The 24,621-nt window shown below is 69.5% G+C and carries 28 protein-coding genes and 1 tRNA gene; 6 read left to right on the plus strand and 23 right to left on the minus strand.

The features are described 5' to 3' along the window. Positions 1–526: 526 nt before the first annotated feature. The 4 genes from HD595_RS12180 to HD595_RS12195 form a co-directional block, all read right to left on the minus strand. Positions 527–823: a hypothetical protein gene (locus HD595_RS12180; protein ID WP_253768554.1), complete on the minus strand. Its 297-nt coding sequence runs from the start codon at positions 821–823 to the stop codon at positions 527–529. After that, on the minus strand, positions 816–1,358 hold the full coding sequence (locus HD595_RS12185; protein ID WP_253768555.1) for a Panacea domain-containing protein: 543 nt from the start codon (positions 1,356–1,358) through the stop codon (positions 816–818). The genes HD595_RS12180 and HD595_RS12185 overlap by 8 nt, the downstream gene beginning before the upstream one ends. 242 nt (positions 1,359–1,600) lie before the next feature. Then, on the minus strand, positions 1,601–1,969 hold the full coding sequence (locus HD595_RS12190) for a hypothetical protein (protein WP_253768557.1): 369 nt from the start codon (positions 1,967–1,969) through the stop codon (positions 1,601–1,603). 24 nt (positions 1,970–1,993) lie between these two features. Continuing rightward, positions 1,994–2,368 carry a winged helix-turn-helix transcriptional regulator gene (locus HD595_RS12195; protein ID WP_210157602.1) on the minus strand — a complete coding sequence of 125 codons (375 nt, stop codon included), beginning with the start codon at positions 2,366–2,368 and terminating at the stop codon, positions 1,994–1,996. A 183-nt stretch (positions 2,369–2,551) separates the two neighbouring features. Between HD595_RS12195 and HD595_RS12200 the strand changes: the two genes are divergently transcribed. Continuing rightward, the gene (locus HD595_RS12200; RefSeq protein WP_253768558.1) at positions 2,552–3,415 is read left to right on the plus strand and encodes an SDR family oxidoreductase; all 864 of its coding nucleotides are present in this window, start codon (positions 2,552–2,554) and stop codon (positions 3,413–3,415) included. A gap of 1,100 nt (positions 3,416–4,515) precedes the next feature. Here HD595_RS12200 and HD595_RS12205 read toward each other — a convergent pair. The 7 genes from HD595_RS12205 to HD595_RS12230 form a co-directional block, all read right to left on the minus strand. Then, positions 4,516–5,381 (minus strand): IS5 family transposase gene (locus HD595_RS12205; protein ID WP_420540749.1). Its coding sequence is split into 2 segments (ribosomal slippage): positions 4,516–4,985 and positions 4,985–5,381, totalling 867 coding nucleotides; the frame shifts between segments, so codons are not numbered across the junction. A 102-nt stretch (positions 5,382–5,483) separates the two neighbouring features. Then, positions 5,484–6,215 (minus strand): CAP domain-containing protein, encoded by a 732-nt coding sequence (locus tag HD595_RS47200; protein ID WP_420540701.1) that lies wholly within the window; start codon positions 6,213–6,215, stop codon positions 5,484–5,486. 247 nt (positions 6,216–6,462) lie between these two features. Continuing rightward, positions 6,463–6,627, minus strand: a complete 165-nt coding sequence (locus HD595_RS12210; RefSeq protein ID WP_253768560.1) for a hypothetical protein — start codon at positions 6,625–6,627, stop codon at positions 6,463–6,465. Between the two features lie 2 nt (positions 6,628–6,629). Next, positions 6,630–6,980 carry a hypothetical protein gene (locus HD595_RS12215; RefSeq protein WP_253768561.1) on the minus strand — a complete coding sequence of 117 codons (351 nt, stop codon included), beginning with the start codon at positions 6,978–6,980 and terminating at the stop codon, positions 6,630–6,632. A 6-nt stretch (positions 6,981–6,986) separates the two neighbouring features. Further along, on the minus strand, positions 6,987–7,235 hold the full coding sequence (locus tag HD595_RS12220) for a hypothetical protein (RefSeq protein WP_253768562.1): 249 nt from the start codon (positions 7,233–7,235) through the stop codon (positions 6,987–6,989). 22 nt (positions 7,236–7,257) lie between these two features. Then, positions 7,258–8,031 (minus strand): hypothetical protein, encoded by a 774-nt coding sequence (locus tag HD595_RS12225; protein ID WP_253768564.1) that lies wholly within the window; start codon positions 8,029–8,031, stop codon positions 7,258–7,260. After that, positions 8,032–8,544: a hypothetical protein gene (locus HD595_RS12230; protein ID WP_253768566.1), complete on the minus strand. Its 513-nt coding sequence runs from the start codon at positions 8,542–8,544 to the stop codon at positions 8,032–8,034. Between the two features lie 66 nt (positions 8,545–8,610). On the opposite strand from HD595_RS12230, the gene HD595_RS12235 reads away from it, so the two are divergent. Further along, positions 8,611–9,297, plus strand: a complete 687-nt coding sequence (locus tag HD595_RS12235; protein ID WP_253768567.1) for a site-specific integrase — start codon at positions 8,611–8,613, stop codon at positions 9,295–9,297. Between the two features lie 95 nt (positions 9,298–9,392). On the opposite strand, the gene HD595_RS12240 is transcribed toward HD595_RS12235, so the two are convergent. The 6 genes from HD595_RS12240 to HD595_RS12265 form a co-directional block, all read right to left on the minus strand. Then, a tRNA-Thr gene (locus HD595_RS12240) sits at positions 9,393–9,465 on the minus strand. A 20-nt stretch (positions 9,466–9,485) separates the two neighbouring features. Beyond that, the gene (rlmB, locus tag HD595_RS12245; protein WP_253768569.1) at positions 9,486–10,451 is read right to left on the minus strand and encodes a 23S rRNA (guanosine(2251)-2'-O)-methyltransferase RlmB; all 966 of its coding nucleotides are present in this window, start codon (positions 10,449–10,451) and stop codon (positions 9,486–9,488) included. 230 nt (positions 10,452–10,681) lie between these two features. Next, on the minus strand, positions 10,682–11,371 hold the full coding sequence (locus HD595_RS46705) for a winged helix-turn-helix transcriptional regulator (RefSeq protein ID WP_253768570.1): 690 nt from the start codon (positions 11,369–11,371) through the stop codon (positions 10,682–10,684). A 4-nt stretch (positions 11,372–11,375) separates the two neighbouring features. Continuing rightward, on the minus strand, positions 11,376–12,410 hold the full coding sequence (locus tag HD595_RS12255; protein WP_253768572.1) for an alpha/beta fold hydrolase: 1,035 nt from the start codon (positions 12,408–12,410) through the stop codon (positions 11,376–11,378). Positions 12,411–12,522: 112 nt separating this feature from the next. Further along, complete coding sequence (locus HD595_RS12260) at positions 12,523–14,058, minus strand: TIGR03619 family F420-dependent LLM class oxidoreductase (RefSeq protein ID WP_253768574.1); 1,536 nt, start codon at positions 14,056–14,058, stop codon at positions 12,523–12,525. Between the two features lie 986 nt (positions 14,059–15,044). Beyond that, positions 15,045–15,236 carry a hypothetical protein gene (locus HD595_RS12265; protein WP_253768575.1) on the minus strand — a complete coding sequence of 64 codons (192 nt, stop codon included), beginning with the start codon at positions 15,234–15,236 and terminating at the stop codon, positions 15,045–15,047. A gap of 105 nt (positions 15,237–15,341) precedes the next feature. Between HD595_RS12265 and HD595_RS12270 the strand changes: the two genes are divergently transcribed. Next, a complete protein-coding gene (locus HD595_RS12270) occupies positions 15,342–16,124 on the plus strand; it encodes a hemerythrin domain-containing protein (RefSeq protein ID WP_253768577.1) in 783 nt (260 codons plus the stop codon). A 581-nt stretch (positions 16,125–16,705) separates the two neighbouring features. Here the strand turns inward: HD595_RS12270 and cysS are convergent. Together cysS and HD595_RS12280 are read right to left on the minus strand one after the other, a co-directional pair. Next, positions 16,706–18,097, minus strand: a complete 1,392-nt coding sequence (gene cysS, locus HD595_RS12275) for a cysteine--tRNA ligase (protein WP_253768578.1) — start codon at positions 18,095–18,097, stop codon at positions 16,706–16,708. A gap of 44 nt (positions 18,098–18,141) precedes the next feature. Next, complete coding sequence (locus HD595_RS12280; protein WP_253768580.1) at positions 18,142–18,528, minus strand: PPOX class F420-dependent oxidoreductase; 387 nt, start codon at positions 18,526–18,528, stop codon at positions 18,142–18,144. A gap of 236 nt (positions 18,529–18,764) precedes the next feature. Between HD595_RS12280 and HD595_RS12285 the strand changes: the two genes are divergently transcribed. Then, positions 18,765–19,964, plus strand: coding sequence for an RNA-guided endonuclease InsQ/TnpB family protein (locus HD595_RS12285; RefSeq protein ID WP_253768582.1), 1,200 nt, complete (start codon positions 18,765–18,767; stop codon positions 19,962–19,964). A gap of 59 nt (positions 19,965–20,023) precedes the next feature. Beyond that, positions 20,024–21,547 carry a DUF2637 domain-containing protein gene (locus tag HD595_RS12290; protein ID WP_253768583.1) on the plus strand — a complete coding sequence of 508 codons (1,524 nt, stop codon included), beginning with the start codon at positions 20,024–20,026 and terminating at the stop codon, positions 21,545–21,547. A gap of 410 nt (positions 21,548–21,957) precedes the next feature. Here the strand turns inward: HD595_RS12290 and HD595_RS12295 are convergent, their stop codons facing one another. The 4 genes from HD595_RS12295 to HD595_RS12310 form a co-directional block, all read right to left on the minus strand. Then, positions 21,958–22,236, minus strand: a complete 279-nt coding sequence (locus HD595_RS12295) for a GlsB/YeaQ/YmgE family stress response membrane protein (protein ID WP_175605258.1) — start codon at positions 22,234–22,236, stop codon at positions 21,958–21,960. Positions 22,237–22,335: 99 nt separating this feature from the next. After that, positions 22,336–22,623 (minus strand): GlsB/YeaQ/YmgE family stress response membrane protein, encoded by a 288-nt coding sequence (locus tag HD595_RS12300; protein ID WP_253768585.1) that lies wholly within the window; start codon positions 22,621–22,623, stop codon positions 22,336–22,338. A gap of 190 nt (positions 22,624–22,813) precedes the next feature. Beyond that, positions 22,814–23,293, minus strand: a complete 480-nt coding sequence (ispF, locus tag HD595_RS12305) for a 2-C-methyl-D-erythritol 2,4-cyclodiphosphate synthase (protein WP_253768586.1) — start codon at positions 23,291–23,293, stop codon at positions 22,814–22,816. A 17-nt stretch (positions 23,294–23,310) separates the two neighbouring features. Further along, positions 23,311–23,793 carry a CarD family transcriptional regulator gene (locus HD595_RS12310; protein ID WP_043624891.1) on the minus strand — a complete coding sequence of 161 codons (483 nt, stop codon included), beginning with the start codon at positions 23,791–23,793 and terminating at the stop codon, positions 23,311–23,313. A 239-nt stretch (positions 23,794–24,032) separates the two neighbouring features. Here HD595_RS12310 and HD595_RS12315 point away from each other — a divergent pair, with 239 nt between their 5' ends. After that, positions 24,033–24,617 carry a copper chaperone PCu(A)C domain-containing protein gene (locus HD595_RS12315; RefSeq protein WP_253768588.1) on the plus strand — a complete coding sequence of 195 codons (585 nt, stop codon included), beginning with the start codon at positions 24,033–24,035 and terminating at the stop codon, positions 24,615–24,617. Positions 24,618–24,621: the final 4 nt, after the last annotated feature.

The raw sequence follows: 24,621 nt of genomic DNA on the forward strand, positions 1-24,621 counted from the left end.
ATGCCCCGAGCCACTACGCCGGCGAGACGGCGGTGGAAACCGCGGACATCATCCTGCCCGCTGACCGGTACGCGCTGCTCCACAGCGGCAAGATGGGGCGCGCATCGAGTGGAGCTCGGCATGCAGGAGCTGGCGGTCTTCTGTGAGGCCGGCTTCTTCTTCCCCTCATCGGCGCCGACGTAGCCCTTGTCATCCAGGGCGATCAGTCCGGCAGCTTTCAGGCGGCGCACGATGCCCCAGATCCAAGCCGGGTAAGAGCCGGAGGCCCACAACGGTGTGGAGCAGTAGGGCCGCTCGGCGGTGACTCGGTCGATGGGGATCACTCCCGGGTGAACACACTCCGGTGGCTCCCAAGTTGGCTCTCGAAGGCGCCGAAGACACCGGTTGAAGAGCGGAAAGCAGAAGGCCCCTGACGGCATATCGCCTGTTGAGGGGCCTTTCCGGTGCAGAGCCGACGAGGGGAATCGCACTGGCATCGCATTCGATCATGCAGTGCCACGGCCGCCCCGCCCCTCGCATCAGCCTGCTACACCGGCCAGTTCAAGGTCGAGATCTGATTGCAGCGAACGGTACGGCGCGTCTCGTAGATCCAGTATGAGCAGCACACCACCTGCCCACCGTGGAGCGTTCCCGGGATGGACGCGAACCACAGGTTCTCCCCCTCCCGGCGCGCACCCGCGTATGGGTCCGCACACCGGTTCATGATCCAGCGCGTGACGGCCAGGCACACGCCACCGAGAGCGGCCGACGCCGGCTCGGTCTTCTCCCAAAGGGAGAGCTTCTCGACGAACTCCTTCAGCTTCCAGTCGACGTTGTCAGGCACGGGCGGCCAGCCACGCGCGGATGTCCTCCAGACTGTCCGTGCGTCGCGGCTCGTCAGTGCGCCGCGTGGCGGCTTGCAGCATGTTCTTCACCTCGGCGGGATCCAGGCCGAGGTCGTCTTCCTTCGCGGCCTGGGCAGCGAAGAACGCCCTGATCCACTCCACCTCGATAAGGGCGCTGCCGCCCGGCGCCCTCCCAGCGTCCGCGCGCCGCCACGGCGCCTCAGCCTGGATGCGATCCTCCAGTTCCTGCGTGCTGAGCTTGCCGTACCTGCTGAGGACGTACCCGACGGTGTTCAGTTCGGCCTCGCCCAGCCCGGCCGGCTCGCCGAGGGCGCCACCCGTCTCCTCGTCCCACAGTGCATCCACTCCCAGCCCGCTGTCCCACGCACAGATGGCGTCCCCGAACAGAGGCCGGCCGAAGAACGCCAGATGGTGGCCTTGCGCGTAGTACAGCAGCGCCTGGAGCTTCCGGGCGCCGAGCTGCGGCTGCCGCTCTCGGAATGCTGCTGCGATGTCATGGGCTGAGGCTGGCATGCCCCGACGATATGCCTCGCCCTGCGGCCGGTCTCGGCCTTCACCCAGTCGAGACCTACGGTCGTCCGCGCCTTGGGCATACGCCGCTGTTGCGGTTCGTCGCGTCATGGTCCAGTCCCCTCGCCGTGATCGTGGGCCACGACCTTGACGCTACGCCGCTGGCTGTTGGCCGTCATGACACGCCGAGGTAAGACGAACCCCACCAAGACGTCGGCGCGCGCAGCTCTCGTCCACCGGACGAGTCAGGGTCTCACCGCGGGCCAATCCGGGTCGGGGAGTTGCTCGGCGATCCGCCAGATCTGCGCGTTGCCACCCCAAGAACGGCGATGCCCATGCACGTAGAGGCTCCGCTTCTCCCCCGCCCCTGGCGGGTTCTCAACGAAGGACACGTCGCGTGCTGCACGGACGGGCCAGGACACGTCAACGCGCACGCCTGAGCCGCCCGGGCCGGCCACCATGATGCGGACCCGGCGTGCCTCCCTGATCTGCCGGTCGGGATACATCTCCTCCCAACGGGGATCCCCGCGATCATCAAGCAGGATGGCCGACACCGACACGATGCTGTCTAGCCGCCTCAACCCATGGCCGGTCTCGGCGAGGCGGCCGTCCATGACCAGACCGCTGGCCGCCGCTGATTACCTGGTGCGCTCAAAGCGGTCGTCGTACTCTTCGCGGGCGGTGATGACTTCTTCGATGTGCAGCACGGACCACTCCGTGAGCGCCTTCAGCGGTTCCCGCAGCGTCTGGCCGAGCGCGGTCAGCTCATACTCCACGTGCGGCGGCACCTCTGGGTAGACGGTCCGGCTGACCAGCCCGTCGCGTTCGAGGGTGCGCAGCGTCTGGGTGAGCATCTTCTCGCTCACACCCGCCAGCGCCTGCCGGAGATGACCGAACCGGGAGGTCCCGTTCCGGCCGAGTTCGCCCAGCACGAGGACCGCCCACTTGCTGCCGATCTGGTCGAGCAGGTCCCGCGACGGGCAGCCGCGCTCGTACGGATCGAATGACGGCATGGGCCCGGTCACATTCTCGACAGCAGCCATACGGCTCACCTCAATGCTTTCGCTACGGTAAGTACCGTACCAAGAAGTGGCTACTCCCCAACAGAGAGTGTCCAGGTCATTCTGTGTTCTATCCCGCTGCGGACGGACCGCGGCAGGCGTGCGAGGCACACGCGGAAGGAAGGAATGACCATCATGCCGATCGTCGTCACTGGAGCCACCGGCCAGCTGGGCAGGCTCACCGTCGAGGCACTGCTGCGGCGCGGGATTCCGGCCGCGGACATCATCGCGACCGGCCGGGACATCGCCGGGATCAAGGATTTGGCCGACCGAGGCATCACGGTACGCCGCGCCGACTTCGCGGACACGGACGGCCTGGCCGAGGCATTCGCGGGGGCGGACAGGCTGCTGCTGATCTCGGCCTCGGTCCCCGTGGGCGAGCGGGTCGCCAACCACCGCCGCGTGATCGACGCCGCGGCATCCGCAGGCGTGTCGCTAGTGGCGTACACGAGCACGACGCACGCAGACACGGCCACCACCGTCATCGGTGCCACGCACAGCGAGACCGAGGCGTATCTGCGGGACCGCGGAATCCCCAGCGTGCTGCTGCGCAACGGCTGGTACTTGGAGAACTACACCAGCCAACTGCCGCAGATCCTGCAGAACGGCGCGGTCGTCGGCGCCGCAGGCGAGGGGCGGATCAGCGCCGCGTCCCGCGCCGACTACGCCGAGGCCGCAGCGGTCGTCCTCACCGCTGAAGGCCACACCGGCGCCGTGTACGAGCTCGGCGGCGACGAATCCTTCACCCTGACTGAGCTCGCCGCCGCGATCTCCGCTGCGGCTGGAAAGCAGGTTACCTACGCTGACCTCCCGGTGGCCGACTTCGCCCAGGTACTGGACGCCGCAGGCCTACCCGCCGAGCTGGCGGAGGTCCTCGCTGACGCTGACCGCGGTATGAACCGCGGCGAGATGTACACCGACTCTGGCGACTTGCGCCGCCTGATCGGCCGCCCGCCCGTGACCCTGGCCGAGGCACTCGCGGCCGCCCTGCATTACTGAGGTTGAACTCGTGATGTGGCCGAGTTGCTCAGGTGGGTCTGATTGCCAGGCCGGTCTCGGCGAGGCAGCCGTCTATGAGTTCGCTGCGGTACTGGATGTGCCGTAGGCCGCGCCGGATGCGCTGGACGAGGTGTTCAGGGGTACTGAAGGCGACGTTGGAGAGCCAGCCGCGTCGCAGGAGGGACCAGATCCCCTCGACTGGGTTGAGGTCGGGTGCGTAGGGCGGTTTCCCGCGGCCGGGGGTTGGTGAGTCGAGATCGGACCGCCCGCAGGAATCGCCACCCGTACCCGTCGGCGATGGCAGGGTCGTGCCTCTGCTCGACCTGGCCGTTGATCCACTCGCAGTACGCCCAAGTCGCCTGTGTCCGCTAGCTCGCATGCGACCAGCTCTTCCTCGGCGAGACAGCGTGCGGCGTCGAGCGGGTGAGGCGACTCCTGACCATGACGCGTAGCCGAGGGACACGCCGGCCAGACCGAAGCTGCGCATCTCGTTGTGGTGGAAGCCGGCGGCGAGTAACTCGCGCTCGGCCTGCTCGGCGGAGGTGACGCAGGTGTCGCTGCCTGCTTGTTCCCGATCTACGAGGATGCGGGGGGCGCAGATGATTCGCAGGGCGGTGTCGAGCATCTGCCCGACCCAGGTGGGGCTGTGCAGCCAGTAGAGGCTGAGCACGTACCGCCAGCGCAGCCCCGATCTCCTGCGCGTGCGCCTGCCTGGTCAGCTGATGCGTTTGGCACTCGGCCACGTACAGCTGCTTCCACGCTTCGGGGTCCTCGGCCGCTTCGGCGACACGGGCGTCCCTGTCCGCGCGCACGTCGTCGAGGGTGGAACGCGGTACCAGGCGGCCAGTGAACACCAGCCACAACACCGCGAACAGAACCACGACCGCGCGCCTTGAACGATCGGGATCTGCGCCCATTCCACGCGACCTTCAGATGCCGGGGAGCTGCGTCATGGCTAGACAGGACAGCGGAGCGTGATGGGGTTACGCATTGTCCGCCTCCACGTAGCCGGACAGGCGGCGAGCGGTCGCCTCAGGGATCCCGACAGCCCGCAGCGCCTCGTAGTCCTCGGCGTTGGCCTAGGGCCTGTTTTGTGGATCTCATGCAAGCCATAGCAGCAGGCAGGCGATGGTGACAGCTGCCTGGTAGTGAACGGCGAGCTTGTCGTAGCGGGTGGCGATGCCTCTGAACTGCTTGAGCCGGTTGAAACAGCGTTCGACGACGTTGCGACGTTTGTAACGGGCAGGGTCGAACGCGCAGCGCCGGTGCCCTCGATGAGCTCGCCCAGCCAGCTGGTCGACGCGTTCAGGGATGGTCGCGCTGATACCCCGCCGGCGCAGATAGGTACGGATGGCCCGGGAGCTGTAGCCCTTGTCAGCGATGACGTGCTGAGGCCGGGTGCGGGGACGGCCAAGGCCGAGCCGAGGGACGCGAACGGCTGCCATCACACGGGTGAACTCGGTGCAGTCGTTGATGTTGCCGCCGGTGAGAACGAACGCCAGCGGCAGGCCGCGTCCGTCGGTGGCCAGGTGGAGTTTGGTGGTCAGTCCGCCGCGCGAGCGCCCGAGCGCCTGTCCGCCTTGATCCCCAACGTGATGGTTCGTCCTTGCCGGGTTCCCCCTTTACGGGCGCCCGCGGCGTGCTGGTGGGCCCGGACAATGGTCGAGTCGACGCAGACGGCCGACCAGTCCACCGCTCCTGCCGCATCCTCGTGAGCCTGGACATGCTCCAGCAGCCGCTGCCACGTCCCATCCGCTGACCAGCGACGGAACCGCTGATAGATCGTCTGCCAAGGGCCATACCGTTCGGGGATGTCCCGCCAGTCGGCACCGGTGCGGATCTTCCACACGATGCCGTTGAGCACTTGACGGTGATCCCGCCACCGGCCACCTCGTCCTGGGTGGGCCGGCAGTAGCGGCGCGATACGTTCCCACGCGGCATCGGTTAACTCATGGCGACGGACCATGTACCCATCGAGCCACACCCGAGCTCATCGCGCTGCCCGAATCGGCGAATCAGGAGGTTGAACCCACCTCCTGATCCACAAAACACGCCCTAGGGCCGGTGTCTAGCCGCAGCTCCCAAGCATCTGCACAAAGGTAATGGCAGGGTAGAAGTCGGCGGGGGCGTTCGGGTCAGCGCTTCCCGTCTCCGTACCGAGAGCTATCTGGACGAACTCGGGGCGTAGCATGTTTTCTCTGTGGAGTGGGCTATTCTTCCAGAATTCGAAGGCCGCCCTGGGCGTTACTTTGTCGTTTCCCCAACCTGTGTAGGTATTCTCGCCGACAGACCATGTAGGACATGAGCTGCCATAGTTGTTGTTCTTTGCCCGCTGTACGGGGTCAGTCTTGGACACAGGGTCGTAGTGGGGGTCGCAGCGCGTGGGGTCGGGCGGGTAGGGCCTGCAGCCAGGAACCTGTGCCACCGTTCCCCACCACCGCTGTTGTGCCGAAGCTCTGGCGTGGTCGGCTGCAGCGCCCCGGATTCCTCTGGCGGTGGTTCCTCGCAAGAGGATGACCCGGTGCAACGGCGGCCTTTGTTCTTGCGCGCGGAATTCGTTCACCATACAGAGCATCGCATATTCCATGTTGATGAACTGCTGGCGATAAAAGACCCTGCCTCGGGCTGTGTCAGGAAACGCTGACTGCGGCTGGTATACGAGGTCGGCATTGGCGCAGGCCATACCCGATGTAGCCGCACTGGTTCCGGTAGCGATCAGTGGCGGGACGACTGCGGCCAGGGCGAGAAGTATCGCGCCAGATGCTATGGAGAAAGGTGACGGGAGTGTTATGCCATGCATGTCCGCTCTCCCCTCGTGGGGCCCTTGCGGCTGGTATATCCCCACGAGAGCAACCAAAGCGAACAATTAGTGCAAGATGCGTAAACCTATCTATTCCTCGTTAATGGATCCTCTTTGTCAGCCCGTGGGCTCAGAACACATACATGATCCATTTTGACATGCCGTTGGAGGAGAAGCCGACCAACTCGCCCGTCGCAGGAACCCGTCAAGAGAAGCGCGGTCAGTGTCTCCCCGCTCTGGGTGCACATCAGGACGTACCCGCCTGCTGGGCCTTGCCCTTCTCGCGGACCTGACCGCCCTCATACCGCTTGGCGATGGACTCGGCGCTGGGCTTGCTCGGGTTCGAGTAGACGACCCGGCCGTTCACGACGACCTCGTACTGCGTCTTGTTTTTGCTGCAGCCACACCCCATGGTCAGGCTCCTCCCTTGATGTGGGCGGCCGTGCTGGCCGCGATTTCCGCCCGGGCCGGCGCGAGCTCGGCCGCCAGGCGATCTATCCAGGCCCGCACCTCCGCCCGGCGTTTCAGCTCGTCCACGCCGGCGGCGGCGAGCAGTTCGATGTCCACCCCCGGCAGGGGTGGCGCGCTGGCCGGCGTGGCGGACGCGGCGAGGGCCAGGTTGGCCCGGCCGATCACAGCCGACGCAGCGAGCCGGGACGGGTGGCCGGGCACGGACACGGACACGGACAGGACCGCGCGTAGCGCCCACTTCCCGTTGCGCTCCTGCCGCATGTGGTACGACGGCTGGCAGGCGGCGAAGACCATCCGGTCCTACTCGCTCAGCCACGGGGCGACCGTCCCGGAGAACCACATGCCGCCGGAGTTCATGCCGACCGTGACGATGCCGGCGACCGTCCTGGTGTCGTCGAACTGGCAGCTGGCGGTTTCGCACTCGGCGCCGTCGCGGTTGTGCGGGGCGTTCATGGTGAACGCGCCGACCTTGACGGTGGAGCCGTCGTCGAGCTGGAACCGCGCGCGGAGGAACGCCGTGGTGTCGATGGCCCCGAGGCTCTCGATCATCAGGTTCTTGCCTGGGTACGCCTCATGGGGGACGCCGCGCTGGGCGACCCACCCGTAGATGCGGCCGTCCCGGTAGTGCACCCCGCCGAACCGGGCGGCAGCTCCTCGGCCGTCGGCTCGCGGAACCACGCCGCCGGCAGCGGCGGCAGGGCCCCATCTCGCTCCACGCGGATGCCTCCAGCTCGCTCATCTCGTCTCCCGCCCACGATGACTGCAGGGATGGGTCGCCGGGCTCCATGCCGCCCGACATGGCCGCCGCCACCTCGCCGGCGCCTTCCGGCAGGGTGGACGCCGCCACGTACAGCCCGCGGGCCAGCCGCACGATGCGCCCAGCCTGCGCGGCGCGGGCCAGGTAGTCCCGGGCGGAGGCGACGGTGATGACGAGCGCGTCCGCGACCTGAGCCGCACCGACCGGGGTGGGGCTGGTCGCGACATAGGTGACGACGTCGCGCATCCGCTCACCCGACGGCTTGTCCCCACAGGCAGCGGTGACCTCGTCCCCGTCGAGCACGATCCGCGCCGCAGCGAACGCCGGCATCGACACCAACGTGGCACCACGGATCCGGCCGCGGGTGACCCGCATGACCATGTCGCCGGACCGCTCCGCCATCACCACCTGGCCCGCCGTGTCATCGGCGTCCCCGGCCGCGGCGGTGATGATGCCGGACGCGGTGAAGGCGGCGTGGAGGCCGGCGGCGGGGACGCGGCCGTGGAGGTCGATGGTCCACTCCACCATGTGCGTGGCGCGAACGGGGCCGCTGGACGCGGTCTGCTCGGTGACGTGGGTGGCGCGCACTCAATGGCTGCCGTCCGGCAGCGGCAGGACGCCGGCGGCGGTGAGAGAAGCGAGCATGATCACCTCCTCGCCTTCCTCGTCGGGGGCATCACCTTCGTCGTGTTCCGCGGGCGGCCGGCGGTCGATGAGCTCCACGTCGATGTCGTCCGGGTCGATGGACACGCCGAGCGGCGCGCCCTCCTGGAGCAGGCGGATCGCAGACGCTCCCGCAGCCTGCGATGGGTAAAGCACGCCGGTGGCGGGGATGCGGTCCCCGTCGCGGGCGAGCGTTTCGATGGCGCCGGCGAGCTCGGCGCCATCGTGGCCGGCGAGCATCTCATCGGCGTACTGGAGCGGCCACGGGCCGGGCCCGTCCCAGTAGAGGGCGCCGGGGGGCGAAGAACGGCCGTCGCCGGTCTGCTGGTTCTCGACGTCGTGCTCGGCTACGCGGGCGGCGAGTTCGAGCAGGGTGGTGACCTGGCTGCGCGTGCGGCTGATGTCCCCCAGCGGCAGGTCGCGGGGGTGCAGCCGCAAGGTCTCGGCCAGGGCCTTGATGGCGTGGCCAGCGGGTCGAGGTCGCGGGTGGCGAGCCGGAGAGCCTTGGCCAGCGACGCGTTCATCGCGCGCTCCCCTGACACCAAGCCTGTCCTGGTTGACGTGTCCGGGGTGTGGCCGGGCGAGCCGCTGCCCGCGTGGTCACGCGCTGTCCCAGGCCAACGGTTTGAGCCGCCGGCCGCCCGCGGTATCGAGCGGCGACCGGTCCTGCTGGGCGTTAATGCTGCGTCGTCGAAGGCGAAGCTCGTCGAGTTCGCCATCTCGCAGGGGTTGTCTCCAGCCGTGGCCGAGGCCATGACGCGGCAGGAGTTGCCGGCTCGGGTGGTGCAGCCTTATCACCGGGCCGACCTTGGAGTAGTGGCGTCGTGGGTGCCGGTGCGGGAGGGGGTGACGCCGCACGGCGAGCGGCACGGCCATTCGACCTTGTTGAACGGGCTCGGGACGCCGGTTCGGCTGCGGGACGATCGGATGGGGCACGCCTCTCCTGGGATGCGGCGCGGTGACATGCAGCGCCGGTACACGCACATCGCCAAGGAATGGCGGGCCCAGCTGCGGAAGGACCTGCAGGAGGTGTGGGAGCAGGCGCTCGCCGAGCGCGCGTGGTTTTCCATGCATTCCCCCGTCGCAGCCCTGGACGACCTGCTGATGCCGTTCCGGGAGGGCAAGCGGAAGCCGTTGGTGCCGTTCTCGGCGGACGCTGAAGTGGTGGCACTGGCGGCTGGCGAGGACTAGCAGGGGTGTCGCACTGTCGCACTCACGACGCATTCGATCAAGAAACGCCCGACCGGAGTGATCTCCGATCGGGCGTTTTCCCTGTTCAGGGCTAGAGCCGACGAGGGGAATCGAACCCCTGACCTTCTGTTTACAAGACAGATGCTCTGCCGATTGAGCTACGTCGGCACGGCCTACCAGTGTAGAGCCTAGCGACGCCTGTGACGAGCGACCTCGTACAGCGTCACTCCCGCCGCCACACCCGCGTTCAGCGACTCCGCCGCCGCGCGCATCGGGATGCGGGCCACCACGTCGCAGTGCTCGCGCACCAGCCGGGACAGCCCCTTGCCCTCCGAGCCGACGACGATCACGAGGGGTTCGGTGAGCAGGTCGACGTCGCCGATGTCGGTGCGGCCCTCGCCGTCCAGGCCGATCACGAACAGGCCGGCATCGCGGTACTCGCGCAGCGCGGCCGTGAGGTTGGCGGCGCGGGCCACCCGGAGGTTGGCGAGCGTCCCCGCGGACGTCTTCCAGGCGCCGCCCGTGACGCCCGCAGAGCGGCGCGAGGGGATGAGCAGGCCGTGCGCCCCGAACGCGGTGGCCGAGCGGGCGATGGCGCCCAGGTTGCGCGGGTCGGTCACGCCGTCGAGGGCGACGATGAGCGGCGGCTCGGCCGCGTCCTGGGCGAGTTCGACCAGCTCGGACGGGTGCGCATAGTCGTAGGCCGGGATCTGGAGCACGAGGCCCTGGTGCACGGCGCCGTCGGTGAGGCGGTCGAGCTTGTCGCGCGAGGACTCCAGCAGCGCGATGCCGCGCTCGGTCGCGGTCTTGATGGCGTCGCGGACGCGATCGTCGTTGTCGATGCGCTGCGCGACGTACAGGGCGCTGGCCGGCACCCCGGCGAGCAGCGCCTCCAGCACCGGGTTGCGACCGCCGATGTACTCGGGCGCGTCCTCCGAACGCCTCTGCCGCGTCGCGGCCGGGCGCCGCCCGCCGCCGCCCCGCTCCTCGCGGGCGACACGTTCGGCTCGCGCCTTGTCCTTGTACCAGTGGCGCATCTCGGCGGGCGGGGTCGCGCCCCGGCCCTCCAGGCCCCGGCGGACCTGACCTCCGGTGCCCTTGGTCGGGCCCTTCTTCTTCGCGGGCCTGCCCGACGCCCTACCACCAGCTGCCATGCCATCAAGGGTACTGGCGGGCACGGCCCACTCATGCCCGTCCGGTTTCGTCCTGTTCGGCCGGCGCACGGGCGGCTCCGGGTTGCTCCACATCTCGGGACTCCGGGCTGATTCAAGTTCCGGGACTTCGAGTTGCTCAAGTCCCGGGCTCCGGTTTACTCGGGTGCCTGGGGCGACAGGTACTCGCGTGCCCCGCTGCGAAAGGTTCCTCCGGAGTCCGGGTTTCGGCGTCAGGCTTCCTGCGCCGCCTGCTCGTACCGGGACTGCGGCTGGGGCAGCCGGAACAGCGTCTTCAGCCTCCCGACCGCGTCCGCGTCCCCCGACACCCGTACGACCTCGTGCCTGATGGCGTCCGCCAGCGTCCGCTCCCCCGCGGCGAGCTCAGCCAGCGTCTCGTCGTCCATCTCGATCACGGCGTCCGGCCGCTGCGCCGCCCCCAGCACAGTCTCGATCGTCCCGTCCTCGACCCGGGCGTAGAAGACTTCGTCCGCGATCCGGAACTCGAACACCGCCCGCGCCCCTGACGCCGCCTCCGCGTCGAAGCAGGCCCGCAGTCCGAGCACTGCCCAGCCGGCGCGGAACGCCTCGTCGTCGCGGCGCTCGCCCATGGCCCACTTCATCCCCCACCGCGCGAGCGCGAGCACCGCGGGGCCCAGCTCGGCGCCGGCCTGCGTCAGGGCGTACGCGGGGGTGCGGGCGGGCGCCGGCAGCACGACCTTGCGCGCCAGGCCCTCGCGTTCGAGGTGCTTCAGCCGGGCCGCGAGCAGCCCCGTGCCGAGACCGCGCAGGCTGCTCTGCAGGTCGCCGAAGCGCTTGGGCCCCGTCAGGAGCTCGCGCACGAGCAGCAGCGTCCAGCGCTCCCCCACGATGTCGAGGGTGCGGGCCGTCGCGCAGAACTGGTTGTACGTCCGCTGATCCACTTCTTCACTGTAGCTCTGGCGCTTCCTGATTCTGAACCTGCGGGATGTCGAGAAGGTAGCGCGCGACCGTCTCCGGATCCGTGACCATCAGGTCGTGCGGCCCGTCAACGGGCACCGTCCGATACCCGAGCTTCTCGGCCAGCCGGTCGAAGGGAAGGCTCTGCGGGACGCAGTAGAGGGCGGTGCCCGGGACCAGGTCCACGGCGCCGGTGAGGGTGGTCGTGTCGGTGAACGTACGGAGCGGGTGGGGACGCAACCGATCCCGGACCCACTCGACGTCATCGGGGTCGGTGACGCCGTACATCGCGGGCGCCGGCGCGGGGATGAGCCCGTTCTCGTCCGCGGCGGCGCGGATCTTGTCCGCGAACGCCTCGGGCGCCAGGGTGAACAGTCCCGCCCCGTCCGGGCCTACCCAGGCGTCGATCAGGATGAGGTGCTCGACGCGTTCGGGGCGGCGGTCGGCGGCCTGCCGTACGACGAGGCCGGCGTAGCTGTGGCCCACGAGGACGACACGGTCGTGGTGTTCGGGGGCGGTTGTTCCCGGTGTCGGTGGGACTCTTCGTGGGTTGTCCGCCCGGGTTTGTGAGAGAGCCGCGGCTGTCGGTGGGGTGTGGGCGGGCGCTCCTCGCGTCGTACGTGCGGGGGTCTCCGGTGAAGGCGCGAGCGTCCGCGGGGAGGTTGTGGGGGTGCCCGGGGCGGCGGTGTCGGATCCGGGTGCGGGTGCATGAGGCGCGGCCCGATCGAGGGGCGGCGCGTCGCCGCCTGGCGCAGGTGTCTCGGATACCGCCGGGATGTCCGGGGCGGCGGTGTTGGATCCGGTTTCGGGTGTATGAGGGGCGGCCTGATCGAGGTGCGGTGCGTCGCCGCTTGGCGCAGGCGTCTCGGATGCGGTGTCGTGCGCGGGCGCGGCGAAGGTGGGCTCCTCAAGTGCGTCCAGCGCCTCGATCACCTGCTGTACGTGCTCGTCCAGCCCGGTGGCGGGCGTGGCGGCGAGGTCGATCGTGACGGTGCGGGCACCGGCTCGTTCGAGCAGCGGCACGACGCGATCCCAGGCCGTGGGGCCGTGCCAGGCGCCGGGCACGAGGACGTACGTGGTCATGATGGTGTTCCTTCCCGTCGTCGGCGTGTCTCGGTTCCTGGCGGCGGCTTGGCTACGCATGGCGTACGAGGGGCAGCACCTGGGCGGCGAACCCCTCCAGCGCCGCTCGGTGATCGTCCACGGCCAGCCTGATCACCACGTGGCGCGCCCCGGCTTCCCCATACGCCTGGAGCCAGGCGGCGGCGTCCTTGGGCGTCCCGGCGAACATGGCCTGGATGCCCTCCACGACTTCCCGGGGTGCGTTGTAGTAGCGCTCGATGCTGGTACGGAGGCGGAGGCGGGCCCGGTCGGGGTCGTCGTCCAGGCAGAGGGTGGCGTAGAGGGCGGGGGTCGGGGCCAGGGCGGGGGTCGGGGCGGCTTGCACGTCCCGGATGCTTCGATCGCCCGGCACGCCCAGAGCGCGTGGAGCGCCAAGGTCGCTGCGGTTCTCACGGTCGCTGAGGCGGCCGCGGTCGCGGTGGCGGCTTGGGCCGCGTGGGTCCAGCCGGTCGCCCAAGGTGCTCTGGTCGTTTCCGTTGCTGCCGCTTACGACCCTTTGGTCGTATGGGTTGCTTCCGTGGCTACTGTCCCCGCGGTCGCTTGATTCGTATGAGCCGCGTAGACCGCGCAGATCGGGTGAGTCGCGTAGGTCGCGTTCGCTTGAGCGTGCGTCGTCACCAAGCCGCTTCATGTGCGACGACTGGGACGTGTTCTGATGGTCGGGGCGGAGAGCGCCCCGCCTCGACGGATCGTCTTCCCCCTGTGCTCCCGGGTCGTGGAAGGTCGGCGCGTCCAGAAGGGCTGACCGTGCTGAGGTGATGGACGTCCATTCGGCGGCGTACGTCCGGTGGTCGGGCGGATACGGGAGCCAGCCGTCCGCCATCCTCGCGACGCGCCGCAGCGCGGCGTCGGAGCCGCCTCCCGCCAGCCAGATCGGCGGGCCTCCCCGCCGGGCCGGTCTCGGGGCGAGGCGCACGTCGTTGAAGGCGAAGTGTGTCCCCTGGTACGAGACCTCGTCCTCGTTCCAGAGGCGACGCATGGCGTGGATGGCCTCCTCCATGCGGCTGACCCGGCGCTTGAAGCCGACTCCGATCGCCTCGAACTGGGCCTCGGTGTTCGGGGTCGGGAAACCGGCGCCCATGCCCGCCACCAGGCGCCCTCCGGACATGAGGTCCAGCGTGGCCAGTTGGTGGGCGAGCAGAATCGGGTGCCGCAGAGCCGGCAGCAGAACCGCTGTACCGAGCGTGACGCGCTCGGTGAGCGCCGCGGCGGCCGCCAGCACGAGCAGCGGATCGGCACGCGGACGCGTTACGGGGCTGTCCCCCGCCCAGACCGAGTCGAAGCCCAGTTCCTCGGCCAACCGCGCCTGATCGATCAGGGAGGTGAGGTCGCGATGATCCATGACCACCCAGTCGCGGGTCGGGAGCAGGTAGCCGATCCGCAGCTCAGCGGCTTGGGACGGAGTCACGCCGGACGCTTCGTCGGGTGATGTGCCGGGGGTTTCACGGAGCGGCCTGTTGGCAGGCGCGTCGCCCGCCCTGGCCGACGCTCCCGCCGTAGCCGCGTCCGGCGCGTCGGGGGGCCGGTTGCTGTCCTTGCTGTCGCCCATGACGCTCCCTCTCTCACTCCAAGGTTTGAGCCGATGTGGTGATCTTAAGTGTATGCTTCTTGATTTTGAAGTACTAGCTTGCAAATCAGGTAGACACTCATACATGTCCATGGTGAGCGGAGCCCAGGGAGGGAGCCGCAGCGTGGCACGCGCCTGTCGGGAACAATCCGCAGGTCGAAGGCTGTTGATAGATGCTGTGGGTGGTGCCGGAGGTCGGCCGCGACACCTCATCACCTTGCCTCTGCGCGGCGCCGGTGAGCCTCTGACCGGGCACCACGCTTGAGAGGCCGTCCAGCCTTTCACCCCTGTGGACGGTTCTGGCGATCGCCGGACACCAGCGCGGGGACTGGCGAGGGTGCCGCTCGGCTTGGGGCCGTTCTGCCGGCCCAAGTGTGAGGGCTGGGCAAGGGGCGGCGGCTCCATGCAGGTGTCCGCCGAATGCAGCGTGAGAGCCGAACACGTCTAAGGACAGGGGCGAGCCGCGGCGCGCGGTCGAGATCCGCCCTGAAGGGCGAACCGGGTCGCGGGGCGACGAGCGCACTTACCGACCGGCACGGACATTGACGAAACCCGGTTTTTCGGCGGCCGGGGCACCAGCGTGGGTTGACTGCTCCAGGCGGAGGCAATGGGGCTTCAGCATGGGCTTCGCATGAAGCCCGGGATGGCTGGAGGGTGACTCGGCGTCAACGGGTTGCGTTCACGCGTTTGGCGATGGGCCCACAGCCCGACGGCCACAACAAGTCGGCAAATGGGGCAGATATTACTAATTCTTCACTGAAGCCACTCCGAGCAGGAGGCGTCGGTAGACGAGACCATCAGGAAGGTCATTTATGACGTACATCGACAAGAACGGCGGTGTGAGCGTCGCGCGTCATGCGCACGAAAGCTCACAGCTGTCGGATGAGAGGTTCGAAGACGAAAGGCACGCACAGAAAAGGGTCGCGGACGCGAGGCTTTCCGACGAAAGAGTCAGGGCGGGAGGCGGCTCAGGCCACAGCGACCCTGACCAGGCCGATCCAGGCAAGCGTGTCGCAGGTCAGGTCGGTCCAGGCAGGCGCGGTCCGGGCCAGCGCGTCGCAGGCCAGGCCGGTCCAGGCCAGGGCGTCGCAGGCCAGGCCGGTCCAGGCCAGGGCGTCGCAGGTCAGAAAGCCGCAGGCCGTCATGCCACAGGCCGGCACGCGACAGACCGGAACGTCGCGGGCCACAACTCAGGTGGCGCGGATGTCACCGTCCCCCGGCTCGTACATCGTTCCCTGCGCGACGACCTCCACAGGCTGGCCGACGTGATCGGCGGGCTGGCGGACGCCGTCAAGGCGAGCGCCGTGCCGCCGGTCTCCTTGGTCGTGGCCGACTCCGCGCCCACTGCTGCGAGCGGTATGGAGCGGGCGGCACAGGCATCCCCGGCCGCCCCGTCCAAGCGCACGCTTGGCGTCTCTGTCTCGTCCCAGCAGACGTCGAGGGCGGCTGCGCCCTCCCAGCGGGCGCCGGAGGTGCCGCTGGTGTCCCGGCGGCGGGCTGTGGCCGTGCGGGACTACATCACACTCCTCTGCGAGGAGATGGATCGGCATCACGAGTGCGCGGAGCGGATCCTGTGGCCGATCCTGTCCGAGTCCGCCGGCGCCGCCATCGACATACGTCCGTATCTGGAGAGCCGCGACGCCCTGACGCCGATCGTGGCGGGGCTGCGGGCGGCGGCCGACCAGTTCGTGGACGATCCTGAGGCGGGCGCGGCGCTGCTCGCCGCGCTGCTGCGGGTGGTCAGGGACCGGATCGACGAGCACGTCGACCACCTGGACCAGGACGTCCTGCCGCTGATCACCCGGTACGTCTCCGCCGAGGACTACGCGGTGGCCACGCGGCGGATGCGCTCCACCATCGCCCCGCACCGTGTCCCCTGGGTGCTGCCCTGGGCGGCCCGGCTGGCGACCCCGGAGGAGCGCCACCGGCTCATGCGCGAGGCGGGGGTGGGCAGGCGGGCGCTGCTGGCGATGTCCGGGCGGGCGTACGCGCGGCTGGAGCGTCGTGTGTTCGGCCCCGCGATCAGGCACTCGCACCTCTGCCCCTGACCGCGACCGCCACCTGACAGGCGGATCTCCCGGTTGCCGAGGCTTCGCCGCCTCGGGCGGTCGCGTCGTCTGGCTCCTCCCAGTCCTCACGTGTCGGGAGGTGGCAGGGCAGGCCGGGGCCGTCCGCAGCAGGACGGGGAGCTGCGCCGGGGCGACAGCGATGCACAGCCCGTACAGCAGCCCGGCGGATACCTGCCCGGACGGGCTGGGCGCGCGCCAAGAGCCAAGCCCGACAGAGAGCAGGCCGGACGATAAGACGATAAGCAGGCGCGCCGAAGAGTACGCAGGGCGCGGAGTAAGCGGGGCGCGGAGCGAACACGGCCCGGAGCGAACAGGGCCCGGAGCAAGCAGGACCCGGAGCGAACACGGCCCGGAGCAAGCAGGGCCCGGAGCAAGCAGGGCCCGGAGCAAGCAGGGCCCGGAGCAAGCAGGACAGAGACCGAACGGGCCAGAGAGCGAACAGGGCAAGGCGCGTGCGAGAGCCCCCGCCGTCAGCCGCAGAAAGCCCGCTCAGCACCCACGCAAAAGCCCGGACGCTCCCCCGAAGGAACGCCCGGGCCCATACGCGCGAAGCCGAAAGCTCAGTGGGAAAGCTCCCACCGCGCCCCGTGCGGCGTGTCCTCGACCGTGATCCCCGCCGCCGCCAGCTGGTCCCTGATCGCGTCCGCCGCCGCGTAGTCCTTGCGTGCCCGTGCCGCCGTGCGCTGCTCCAGCGCCACCGCGACCAGCGCGTCCACCACCGGCTTGAGGTCGGACCCGGCCGAGCGCCACTGGGGCGAGCGCGGGTCGAGGCCGAGGACGTCCAGCATGTTCTGCGTCTCGGCCAGCAGCCGCGCCACGGCCTCCTTGTCGCCGCGCGCCAGCGCCACGTTGCCCTCGCGCACCACCTCGTGGACGACGGCGAGCGCCTGCGGCGTGCCCAGGTCGTCGTTCATCGCGTCGACGAACGCCTGGGGCAGCGGCGCGTCGGCGTCCACGTCGTGGATGACCTCGGCCGCCCGCGTCACGAACCCCTCGATGCGCTGGTAGGCGGCGGCCGCCTCGCGCAGCGCCTCCTCCGAGTAGTCGATCGAGGAACGGTAGTGCGGCACCGCCATGTAGTAGCGCAGCTCCACCGGGCGTACCTTCTGCACCATCTCCGGGATCAGCAGCGAGTTGCCGAGCGACTTGCTCATCTTCTCGGCGCCGATCTTGACCAGGCCGTTGTGCATCCAGTAGCGCGCGAACCCGTCGCCCGCCGCCTGCGACTGGGCGATCTCGTTCTCGTGGTGCGGGAACGTCAGGTCGATGCCGCCGCCGTGGATGTCGAACGTCGGCCCGAGGTACTTGGTCGCCATCGCCGAGCACTCCAGGTGCCAGCCGGGCCGGCCCGGCCCCCACGGCGTCGGCCACGTGGGCTCGCCGGGCTTGGCGCCCTTCCACAGGGCGAAGTCGCGCGGGTCGTGCTTGCACGACTCGTCGTCGGTGTCGGCGGCCGGCCGCATGTTCTCCAGCTTCTGGTTGGAGAGCTTGCCGTACTCGTCGGCGTAGGAGACCACGTCGAAGTAGACGTCGCCGCCCGAGGCGTAGGCGTGGCCGCGCTCGATCAGCCGCTCCATGAGGGTGATCATCTCGGGCACGTGCCCGGTCGCGCGCGGCTCGACGGTGGGCGGCAGGCAGCCGAGCGTGTCGTACGCCCAGGTGAACGCACGCTGGTTGCGCTCGGCCACCACGAACCAGGGCACGCCCTCCGTGGCCGCCACTCTGATGATCTTGTCGTCGATGTCGGTGACGTTGCGGCAGAACGTCACGTCGTACCCGGAGCGCAGCAGCCAGCGCCGCAGCACGTCGAAATTCACGCCTGAGCGGATATGCCCGATATGCGGCGGAGCTTGCACGGTTGCGCCACACAGGTAAATCGACGCCCGGCCGGGTTCCAGAGGAACGAATTCTCGAACGGCGCGTGTGCTGGTGTCGTACAAGTGCAGGCTCACGAAGGAAAGGCTAACGCCTCAGCCACGCTCACATGCCGAATAAATCACCCTCGCAGGATGACGCGCTCCGGAGTGACCCTGACGATCAGCCTCCGGGTGCCCGGCGCGTCCTCCCACGGCTGCCCCATGTACTTGTGCGAGAGCTCCTGGATGAGCTTGCCCTCCGGGTCCTCCTCCAGCGTGACGCGACCGCGCACCTCGGCGTACCGGTAGGGGTTGGCGGGGTCGATCACGAGCAGGCTGGTGCGCGGGTCCCGCTCGAAGTTGCGCGGCTTCACGCGTCCGGCGGCGGTCGAGAACAGCACGTCGTTTCTGTCCGTACGCACCCAGACGACTGTGCTCTGGGGCGATCCATCCGCGTTCAGGCTGGTCACCGTCGCGTAGTTGGGTCCGTCGAACAGCTCGCGCACGGCGTCGGAAAGCTCGGCCATGGTCTCCTCCTCGATCAGTCGTGAACGCCATCAGCATCCAGGCAGGGGCCGCCCTCCTCGGACGACCGGGATGCCGCCTTTGGTCTGACCCCTGAATCCCACCACAGGTTTTCCTCTCTCCAGAGCGGGAGGTGGATGGTGCTGTCACACTCATCGTGTGGCTGGCAGGGTGCGCACCTCCGACGCGGCGTCTGACGTATGCCCGCGCGGGACGCGGCGCCACATCCGAACACGGTATGGGGGCGGTGGCGGTGCGCAGGTCTTTCAAGTTCCTGCTGCGGCCGACTCGTCGTCAGGAGATCGCGCTGATGGCGTGCCTCGATGATCATCGCCAGTTGTACAACGGGGCGTTGGAGCATCGACGTACGGCCTATCACAAGGCGGGTGTGAGCGTCCGGTATGGCGATCAGTCCGGGGAGTTGAAGTACATCCGGGCTGGCGACGAAGGTGGTCAGGGCCGCTGGTCGTTCTCTTCACAGCAGGCCACATTGCGCCGGCTGGACAGGGCCTTCGCCGCGTTCTTCGCCCGGGTCAAGGCGGGGCGCGCGCCGGGATTTCCGCGGTTCAGGGGACGTGGCCGGTTCGACACGGTGACCTGGCCCAAGGACGGCGACGGCTGCAGATGGGACTCCCAGCCCGAGCGTGCTTCGGCGACCTTCGTCCGCCTGCAAGGGATCGGGCACGTGCGCGTTCACCGGCACCGGACGGTCAAAGGCCGGGTGAAGACCGTCAGTGTGAAGCGGGAAGGTGTCCGCTGGTTCGTGATCGTTTCCTGCGAGGATGTGCCTGCCGAGCCGCTGCCGGCCACGGGCGCGGTCACCGGCGTGGACGTGGGCATCGCCTCGCTGGTGACGACGTCCCAGGGTGAGCATGTGGCCAACCCGCGTCACCTTGCCGCCTCCGCCGACCATCTCGCGGCGGCACAGCGGGCTGTGGCCCGCGCCATGCGGGGCAGCAGGCGTCGCGGCAAGGTTGTGGCGAGGGTCGGCGCGCTGCACGCCAAGGCGCGACGTCAGCGCCTGGATGGCGTACACAAAGCCGCGCTCGCCCTGGTCCGCGCCTACGACGTGATCGTGCATGAGGACTTGCGGATCACGAACATGACCCGCTCAGCAGCCGGCACGCTCGATGCGCCTGGCCGTAACGTCGCGGCCAAGTCCAGCCTCAATCGCAGCATCCTGGACGCGGGTTGGGGGATGTTCCTGACGATCCTTTCGCACAAGGCTGAAAGCGCCGGTCGAAAGCTGATAGCAGTGGACCCCGCCAACACCTCCCGCACGTGCGCCCGTTGCGGGCACTGCGCGCAGGCCAACCGCGTCAGCCAAGCCGTGTTCGCCTGCACGGCCTGCGGGCATACAGCGCACGCCGACGTGAATGCGGCCGCCAACATCCTGAGGGCAGGGCTTGCCCTTCGTGAGGCCGCGGAAGCGGCTTAGCGAGAAGCCGCTCCCTTCAGGGAACGGAGGAGTCACTCTTCTGTAGGCTCGACAGCGCCATGGACGTGACTCCCCCCTCTACGCTCCGCCGCCTCGGCATCGCCTTGGCCGGTGTCGCGGTCGCCGCGCTGACCGGCGCCGCGTGCGCGCTCTCCTTCGACGACCTGCGGTCGCTGGCCGAACTCGGCGATACCCGGGCCGACCTCGCCTATCTCTATCCAGCGGCGTTCGACGCGCTGCTCGTGGTGGCGCTGATCAGCCTCCTGCTGCTGCGCTCGGCGCGCCTGCTGGTCCGGATCCAGACGGCGATCGTCCTGGTCGTGCTGCTGGTGGCCGCCGCCGCAGCGAACGTCTCGGCCGCCTTGGGGCTGGAGCCGGACGTACGGCAGGCGGCCGTCGGCGTGGCCGTCGCGCCGTGGGTCATGCTGGCGGTGGCGCTGTGGCTGTGGCTGCTGCTCATCAAGCACGTACAGAACCGGCGTTCCGTACGCGACGACGACCTGGACGACGACGGCGACGAGCGGGACCTCGTCCCCTTCCCGCGCGGCCGCGCCCTCGACGCGCCGCCGCCCCTCTCCGAGACGCCGCCGCTGACCGAGCCGCTGGAGCAGGTCCTGGAGCCGACACCGGTCGTGGGCCCCACCCCGGCGCCCGAGACGCCGCCGATCTCCGAGCGGGTGACGCGCCGACCGGCCCCTGAGCCGACGGCGTCGGAGGTGGCAGTGGCCGGGGCCTCGGGTCCTGTCGGGTCCGCGGACGTTTCCGACGAGGCCGTCACGCCGTCTCGGGCTTGGGCTCAGGAGCGGGAACGGGAGCGGGAGCGGCAGGGCTCGGCCGTGCCGGGGGCTGCCCGGGAGGAGGCTGTGCGGGCGGAGGCGGCTCAGGCCGAAGCTGCGCGCGCCGAAGCTGCACGGGCCGAAGCGGCACGGGCCGAAGCGGCACGGGCCGAAGCGGCACGGATCGAAGAGGCTCGGGTTGCGGCCGTACGGGCGGAGGCGGACGCCTCCCGGGAGGGCGCGTCCAGCGTGTCTGCCGGTGCAGGGACGGCGGAGGCCGGGCCGGTGGAGGACTCCGTGGCAACCGACGCCGCGACTCCCGACGCCCCTTCAGGGCCGCGGCAGGAAACCTCCGAGCAGGAGACGTCGCGGCGTGAGGCTCCCCGTCAGGAGGCGTCTCAGCCGGAGGCCCGCCCTCGGTCCGAGGCTCCTCGGCAGGAGCCTGCGCGGCGGCCGGTCCGCTGGGGTGACCGGGTGAAGCCGACCGACGTCCTCGTCCACCCCCGTACCCCGGCCGGCAAGGACGCCGACACCCAGCCCGTGCCCGTCGTCACCGACGACCGCCCGGCTGCCCCCGCGAGCAGCGGGCCGGACCCGGCGCACGGCCGCGAGGCCGCCGACCCGGGCGAGCCCCGCGCCACCGCCGCGGCCGAGAAGGCCCCCGCAGGGCCCGCGCACGACGGCGAGCGTGACGAGTCCATGGTCGACACCGCCCCTCACCCCGTCATCCACGAGGAGCCCGTCGAGGCCTACGACGACCCTCCGGGCCGCCGCGTGCGCAGCACCCCCCTCCCACCCGAGGAGTGACCGAGGCGGCGGGGGCCGGCCGGCCCCCGCACGCGGCGCCCTCGCGCCGACGTGACGGACACACCCGCCGTCACCACGAAGCACTGACGTGACGGGCACACCCGCCGTCGCCACGAAGCGTTGACGTGACGGGAGCGGGAGGCGGGGTCGTCGGCGGCGTACGGGAGGGCGGCGGCGACGCAGAACCGGCTGGGGCAGGCCGAGGAACTGGAAGTGGATGGGACGCGACAGGCGGGGCCGACAAGCCCCCGAACGGCCCAGCCAAGGCGAAGGCTCCCCGAGGGCCCGGAGCACGCCCCAAGGCCGTCTCAGCGCCCTCCAGGCAACACGGAGACCCGCTCGGCGAACCGAGCGGGTCTTTCCGCGTATACCGTGTGCCGCGCCGCTCTCAGGAGCGCGGAGTCGTGGTCCTAGATGCTCCGCGAACCGCTACCGCGGCGCAGTCCGGCCACGAGGCCGACACCGACGATCGCCAGGACCACCTGCATGACGAGCTCGATCCAGTCGATGCCCGGGGTGGTCTCAACGCCGAGAACCTGCGCGATGAGGGTGCCCAGCAGGGCGGCGACGATGCCGACGACGACGGTCAGGATCCACCCGATGGCCTGCCGGCCGGGCAGCAGCAGACGGCCGACGGCACCGATGACGGCGCCGATGACGATCGCGCCGAGGATGGACTGAATAGTCATGGTACGAAACCTCCCCATGAGGGTGAGCCGTTCACTCTCTCACGGTGAGATCAGTACCCAGGCGCGCACAATTATGCGTAGAAATTACGTTGGCGCTGGTCAGACGCCGGTAGGTCCTGGGCCGGTAGCTTTTCCGGCGCTCATCCGGGTCACCAGGAGCACGCCGCCGATGGCGAGGACGAGTTGGAGAATGTGCTCGATCCAGTCGATGCCCTTGGTGTCGGCCCAGCCGAAAAGGTGCGCGATGAGCGTGCCGAGCAGAGCGGCCACGATGCCGACGATGAGCGTCAGGCCGATGGACATGTTCTGCCTGCCGGGAACGATGAGCCTGGCCAGGGCGCCGATGATGGCCCCGATGACGACGGCGGAGACGATGGCGCCGATCATGTGTACTCCCCCCGAGATGTTCACATGCCACAAGGGGATTTACCCGGCATAACGGTCCACTACTCCTCCGAGAGGCGACGGTCCGTACCGCGCCAGTGACGGACCGTCGCCTCGGTCGGCATGGCGGGTGGAGCGGCTCCGACACCGGCGCTCAGGCGCCCGCCGTGGACGCCCCTCGACCGCGTCCGTACTAGGAGACGCCCGAGGAGGTGGAGTGGTTGACCACGAGAGCGGTGGCGATGGCGGCGACTCCCTCACCGCGGCCGGTGAGGCCGAGCCCGTCGGTGGTGGTGGCGCTGACGCTCACGGGCGCGCCGACGGCGGCCGACAGCGTCTTCTCGGCCTCGGCGCGGCGCGGCGCGAGCTTGGGCCGGTTGCCGACGACCTGGAGCGCGACGTTGCCGATCTCGAACCCGGCGGCGCGGACCTTGCGGGCCGTCTCCTCCAGCAGGGCGATGCCCGAGGCGCCGGCCCAGCGAGGATCGGCGGTGCCGAACAGGCCGCCCACGTCGCCGAGGCCGGCGGCGGACAACAGCGCGTCGCAGGCCGCGTGGGCGGCGGCGTCGCCGTCGGAGTGACCGGCGAGACCCGTCTCGCCCGGCCAGTGCAGGCCGGCGAGGTGCAGCTCCCGCCCGGATGCGAACGGGTGGACGTCGACACCGACGCCCACCCGCGGAATGTCCGTGTTCAGGAGTTGAGAACCTCGTCGAGCAGGGCCTCGGCCTTGTCCTCGTTGGTCTTCTCGGCGAGCGCGAGCTCGCTCACCAGGATCTGGCGCGCCTTGGCGAGCATGCGCTTCTCACCGGCGGAAAGGCCGCGCTCGCGGTCCCTCCGCCACAGGTCGCGGACGACCTCGGCGACCTTGTTGACGTCCCCCGACGCGAGCTTCTCGAGATTGGCCTTGTAGCGGCGGGACCAGTTGGTCGGCTCCTCCGTGTGCGGCATCCGGAGGACGTCGAAAACCCGCTCGAGGCCTTCCTGGCCCACTACATCACGCACGCCGACGAGTTCGGCGTTTTCTGCTGGCACCTGGACGGTAAGGTCGCCCTTGTCGACCTTGAGCACCAGGTAGGTCTTTTCCTCACCCTTGATGGATCGCTTGGTGATTGCCTCGATCCGAGCAGCCCCATGGTGGGGGTAGACGACAGTGTCGCCGACCTGGAAAGTCATGTGACAAGTACCCCTTCCGCTGTACTCCAGGGTACCACGCGTTCACAGCCTCCCGGAACAGTGAAATCACCATAACTGCAGGTCAAAGCCGCATATTAGGGGTTGACAAGTGGTCAACTGTATGAATCGCATATGCCTGCACGGCTAATGACCTGCGGGGTCGTGAAATGACCATGGAAACAGGTCGATATGGTAGGCGCTGCACCATCACGCACGCGCGAACCAAGGAGAACCCGCCCGTGACCAGCCGTCGCTGGATTGTCGCCGCCGCCGCGCTCCTGGCAGCTCCCGTTCTTGCCGGCTGTTCGGCTGGATTCGGCGCCAACACCAACAAGCCGTACGCCCCCAACGAGGCCGGAGTCCTCATCGAGCAGGGCAAGTACGGCTCGCCGCGTGGCGTCCAGATCCCCCAGGCGTTCATCCTCGGTCCCGATTCCGGCGCCCAGCTCGCGTGGCGCGGCTCCGCCCCGATCTACCTGAACATCATCAACACGACCGGCACGCCCGACACCCTCACGGCCGTCTCCGCGGGCTCGCTCGGCACGGTGAAGGTGGCCACGCCGATCCAGCTTCCGCCCAACCAGCTCGTCAACACCGGCAAGCCGACGCCCCAGCTCATCCTGGAGAGCCTCGCCAAGAGCCTCAGGGGCGGCGAGACGGTCCGGCTGGACCTCACGTTCGCCAACGCCGGGGTCGTCTCCATGAACGTGCCTGTGGTCACGCGCAGCCGCGAGTTCAAGGACTACCCGGCGGCCCCCGGCGCCACCGCCGCCCCCACGCCCACCCCGACGCCGTCCGCCACGGCGAGCGAGGGTGAGCACTGACCCC

The sequence above is a fragment of the Nonomuraea roseoviolacea subsp. carminata genome (assembly GCF_024172185.1).
GTDB lineage: Bacteria > Actinomycetota > Actinomycetes > Streptosporangiales > Streptosporangiaceae > Nonomuraea > Nonomuraea roseoviolacea.

Bases quoted from the DNA above. Each gene is read 5' to 3' on its own strand.
- rlmB (WP_253768569.1), bottom strand. From the start codon at position 10,451: ATGGCAGCTGGTGGTAGGGCGTCGGGCAGGCCCGCGAAGAAGAAGGGC.
- HD595_RS12190 (WP_253768557.1), bottom strand. From the start codon at position 1,969: ATGGACGGCCGCCTCGCCGAGACCGGCCATGGGTTGAGGCGGCTAGAC.
- HD595_RS12215 (WP_253768561.1), bottom strand. From the start codon at position 6,980: ATGGTCTTCGCCGCCTGCCAGCCGTCGTACCACATGCGGCAGGAGCGC.
- HD595_RS12210 (WP_253768560.1), bottom strand. From the start codon at position 6,627: ATGGGGTGTGGCTGCAGCAAAAACAAGACGCAGTACGAGGTCGTCGTG.
- HD595_RS12280 (WP_253768580.1), bottom strand. From the start codon at position 18,528: ATGGCCGAGCTTTCCGACGCCGTGCGCGAGCTGTTCGACGGACCCAAC.
- HD595_RS12290 (WP_253768583.1), top strand. From the start codon at position 20,024: ATGGACGTGACTCCCCCCTCTACGCTCCGCCGCCTCGGCATCGCCTTG.
- HD595_RS12295 (WP_175605258.1), bottom strand. From the start codon at position 22,236: ATGACTATTCAGTCCATCCTCGGCGCGATCGTCATCGGCGCCGTCATC.
- HD595_RS12200 (WP_253768558.1), top strand. From the start codon at position 2,552: ATGCCGATCGTCGTCACTGGAGCCACCGGCCAGCTGGGCAGGCTCACC.
- HD595_RS12300 (WP_253768585.1), bottom strand. From the start codon at position 22,623: ATGATCGGCGCCATCGTCTCCGCCGTCGTCATCGGGGCCATCATCGGC.
- HD595_RS47200 (WP_420540701.1), bottom strand. From the start codon at position 6,215: ATGCATGGCATAACACTCCCGTCACCTTTCTCCATAGCATCTGGCGCG.
- HD595_RS12185 (WP_253768555.1), bottom strand. From the start codon at position 1,358: ATGCCAGCCTCAGCCCATGACATCGCAGCAGCATTCCGAGAGCGGCAG.
- HD595_RS12260 (WP_253768574.1), bottom strand. From the start codon at position 14,058: ATGGGCGACAGCAAGGACAGCAACCGGCCCCCCGACGCGCCGGACGCG.
- HD595_RS12285 (WP_253768582.1), top strand. From the start codon at position 18,765: ATGGGGGCGGTGGCGGTGCGCAGGTCTTTCAAGTTCCTGCTGCGGCCG.
- HD595_RS12195 (WP_210157602.1), bottom strand. From the start codon at position 2,368: ATGCCGTCATTCGATCCGTACGAGCGCGGCTGCCCGTCGCGGGACCTG.
- HD595_RS12220 (WP_253768562.1), bottom strand. From the start codon at position 7,235: ATGATCGAGAGCCTCGGGGCCATCGACACCACGGCGTTCCTCCGCGCG.
- HD595_RS12310 (WP_043624891.1), bottom strand. From the start codon at position 23,793: ATGACTTTCCAGGTCGGCGACACTGTCGTCTACCCCCACCATGGGGCT.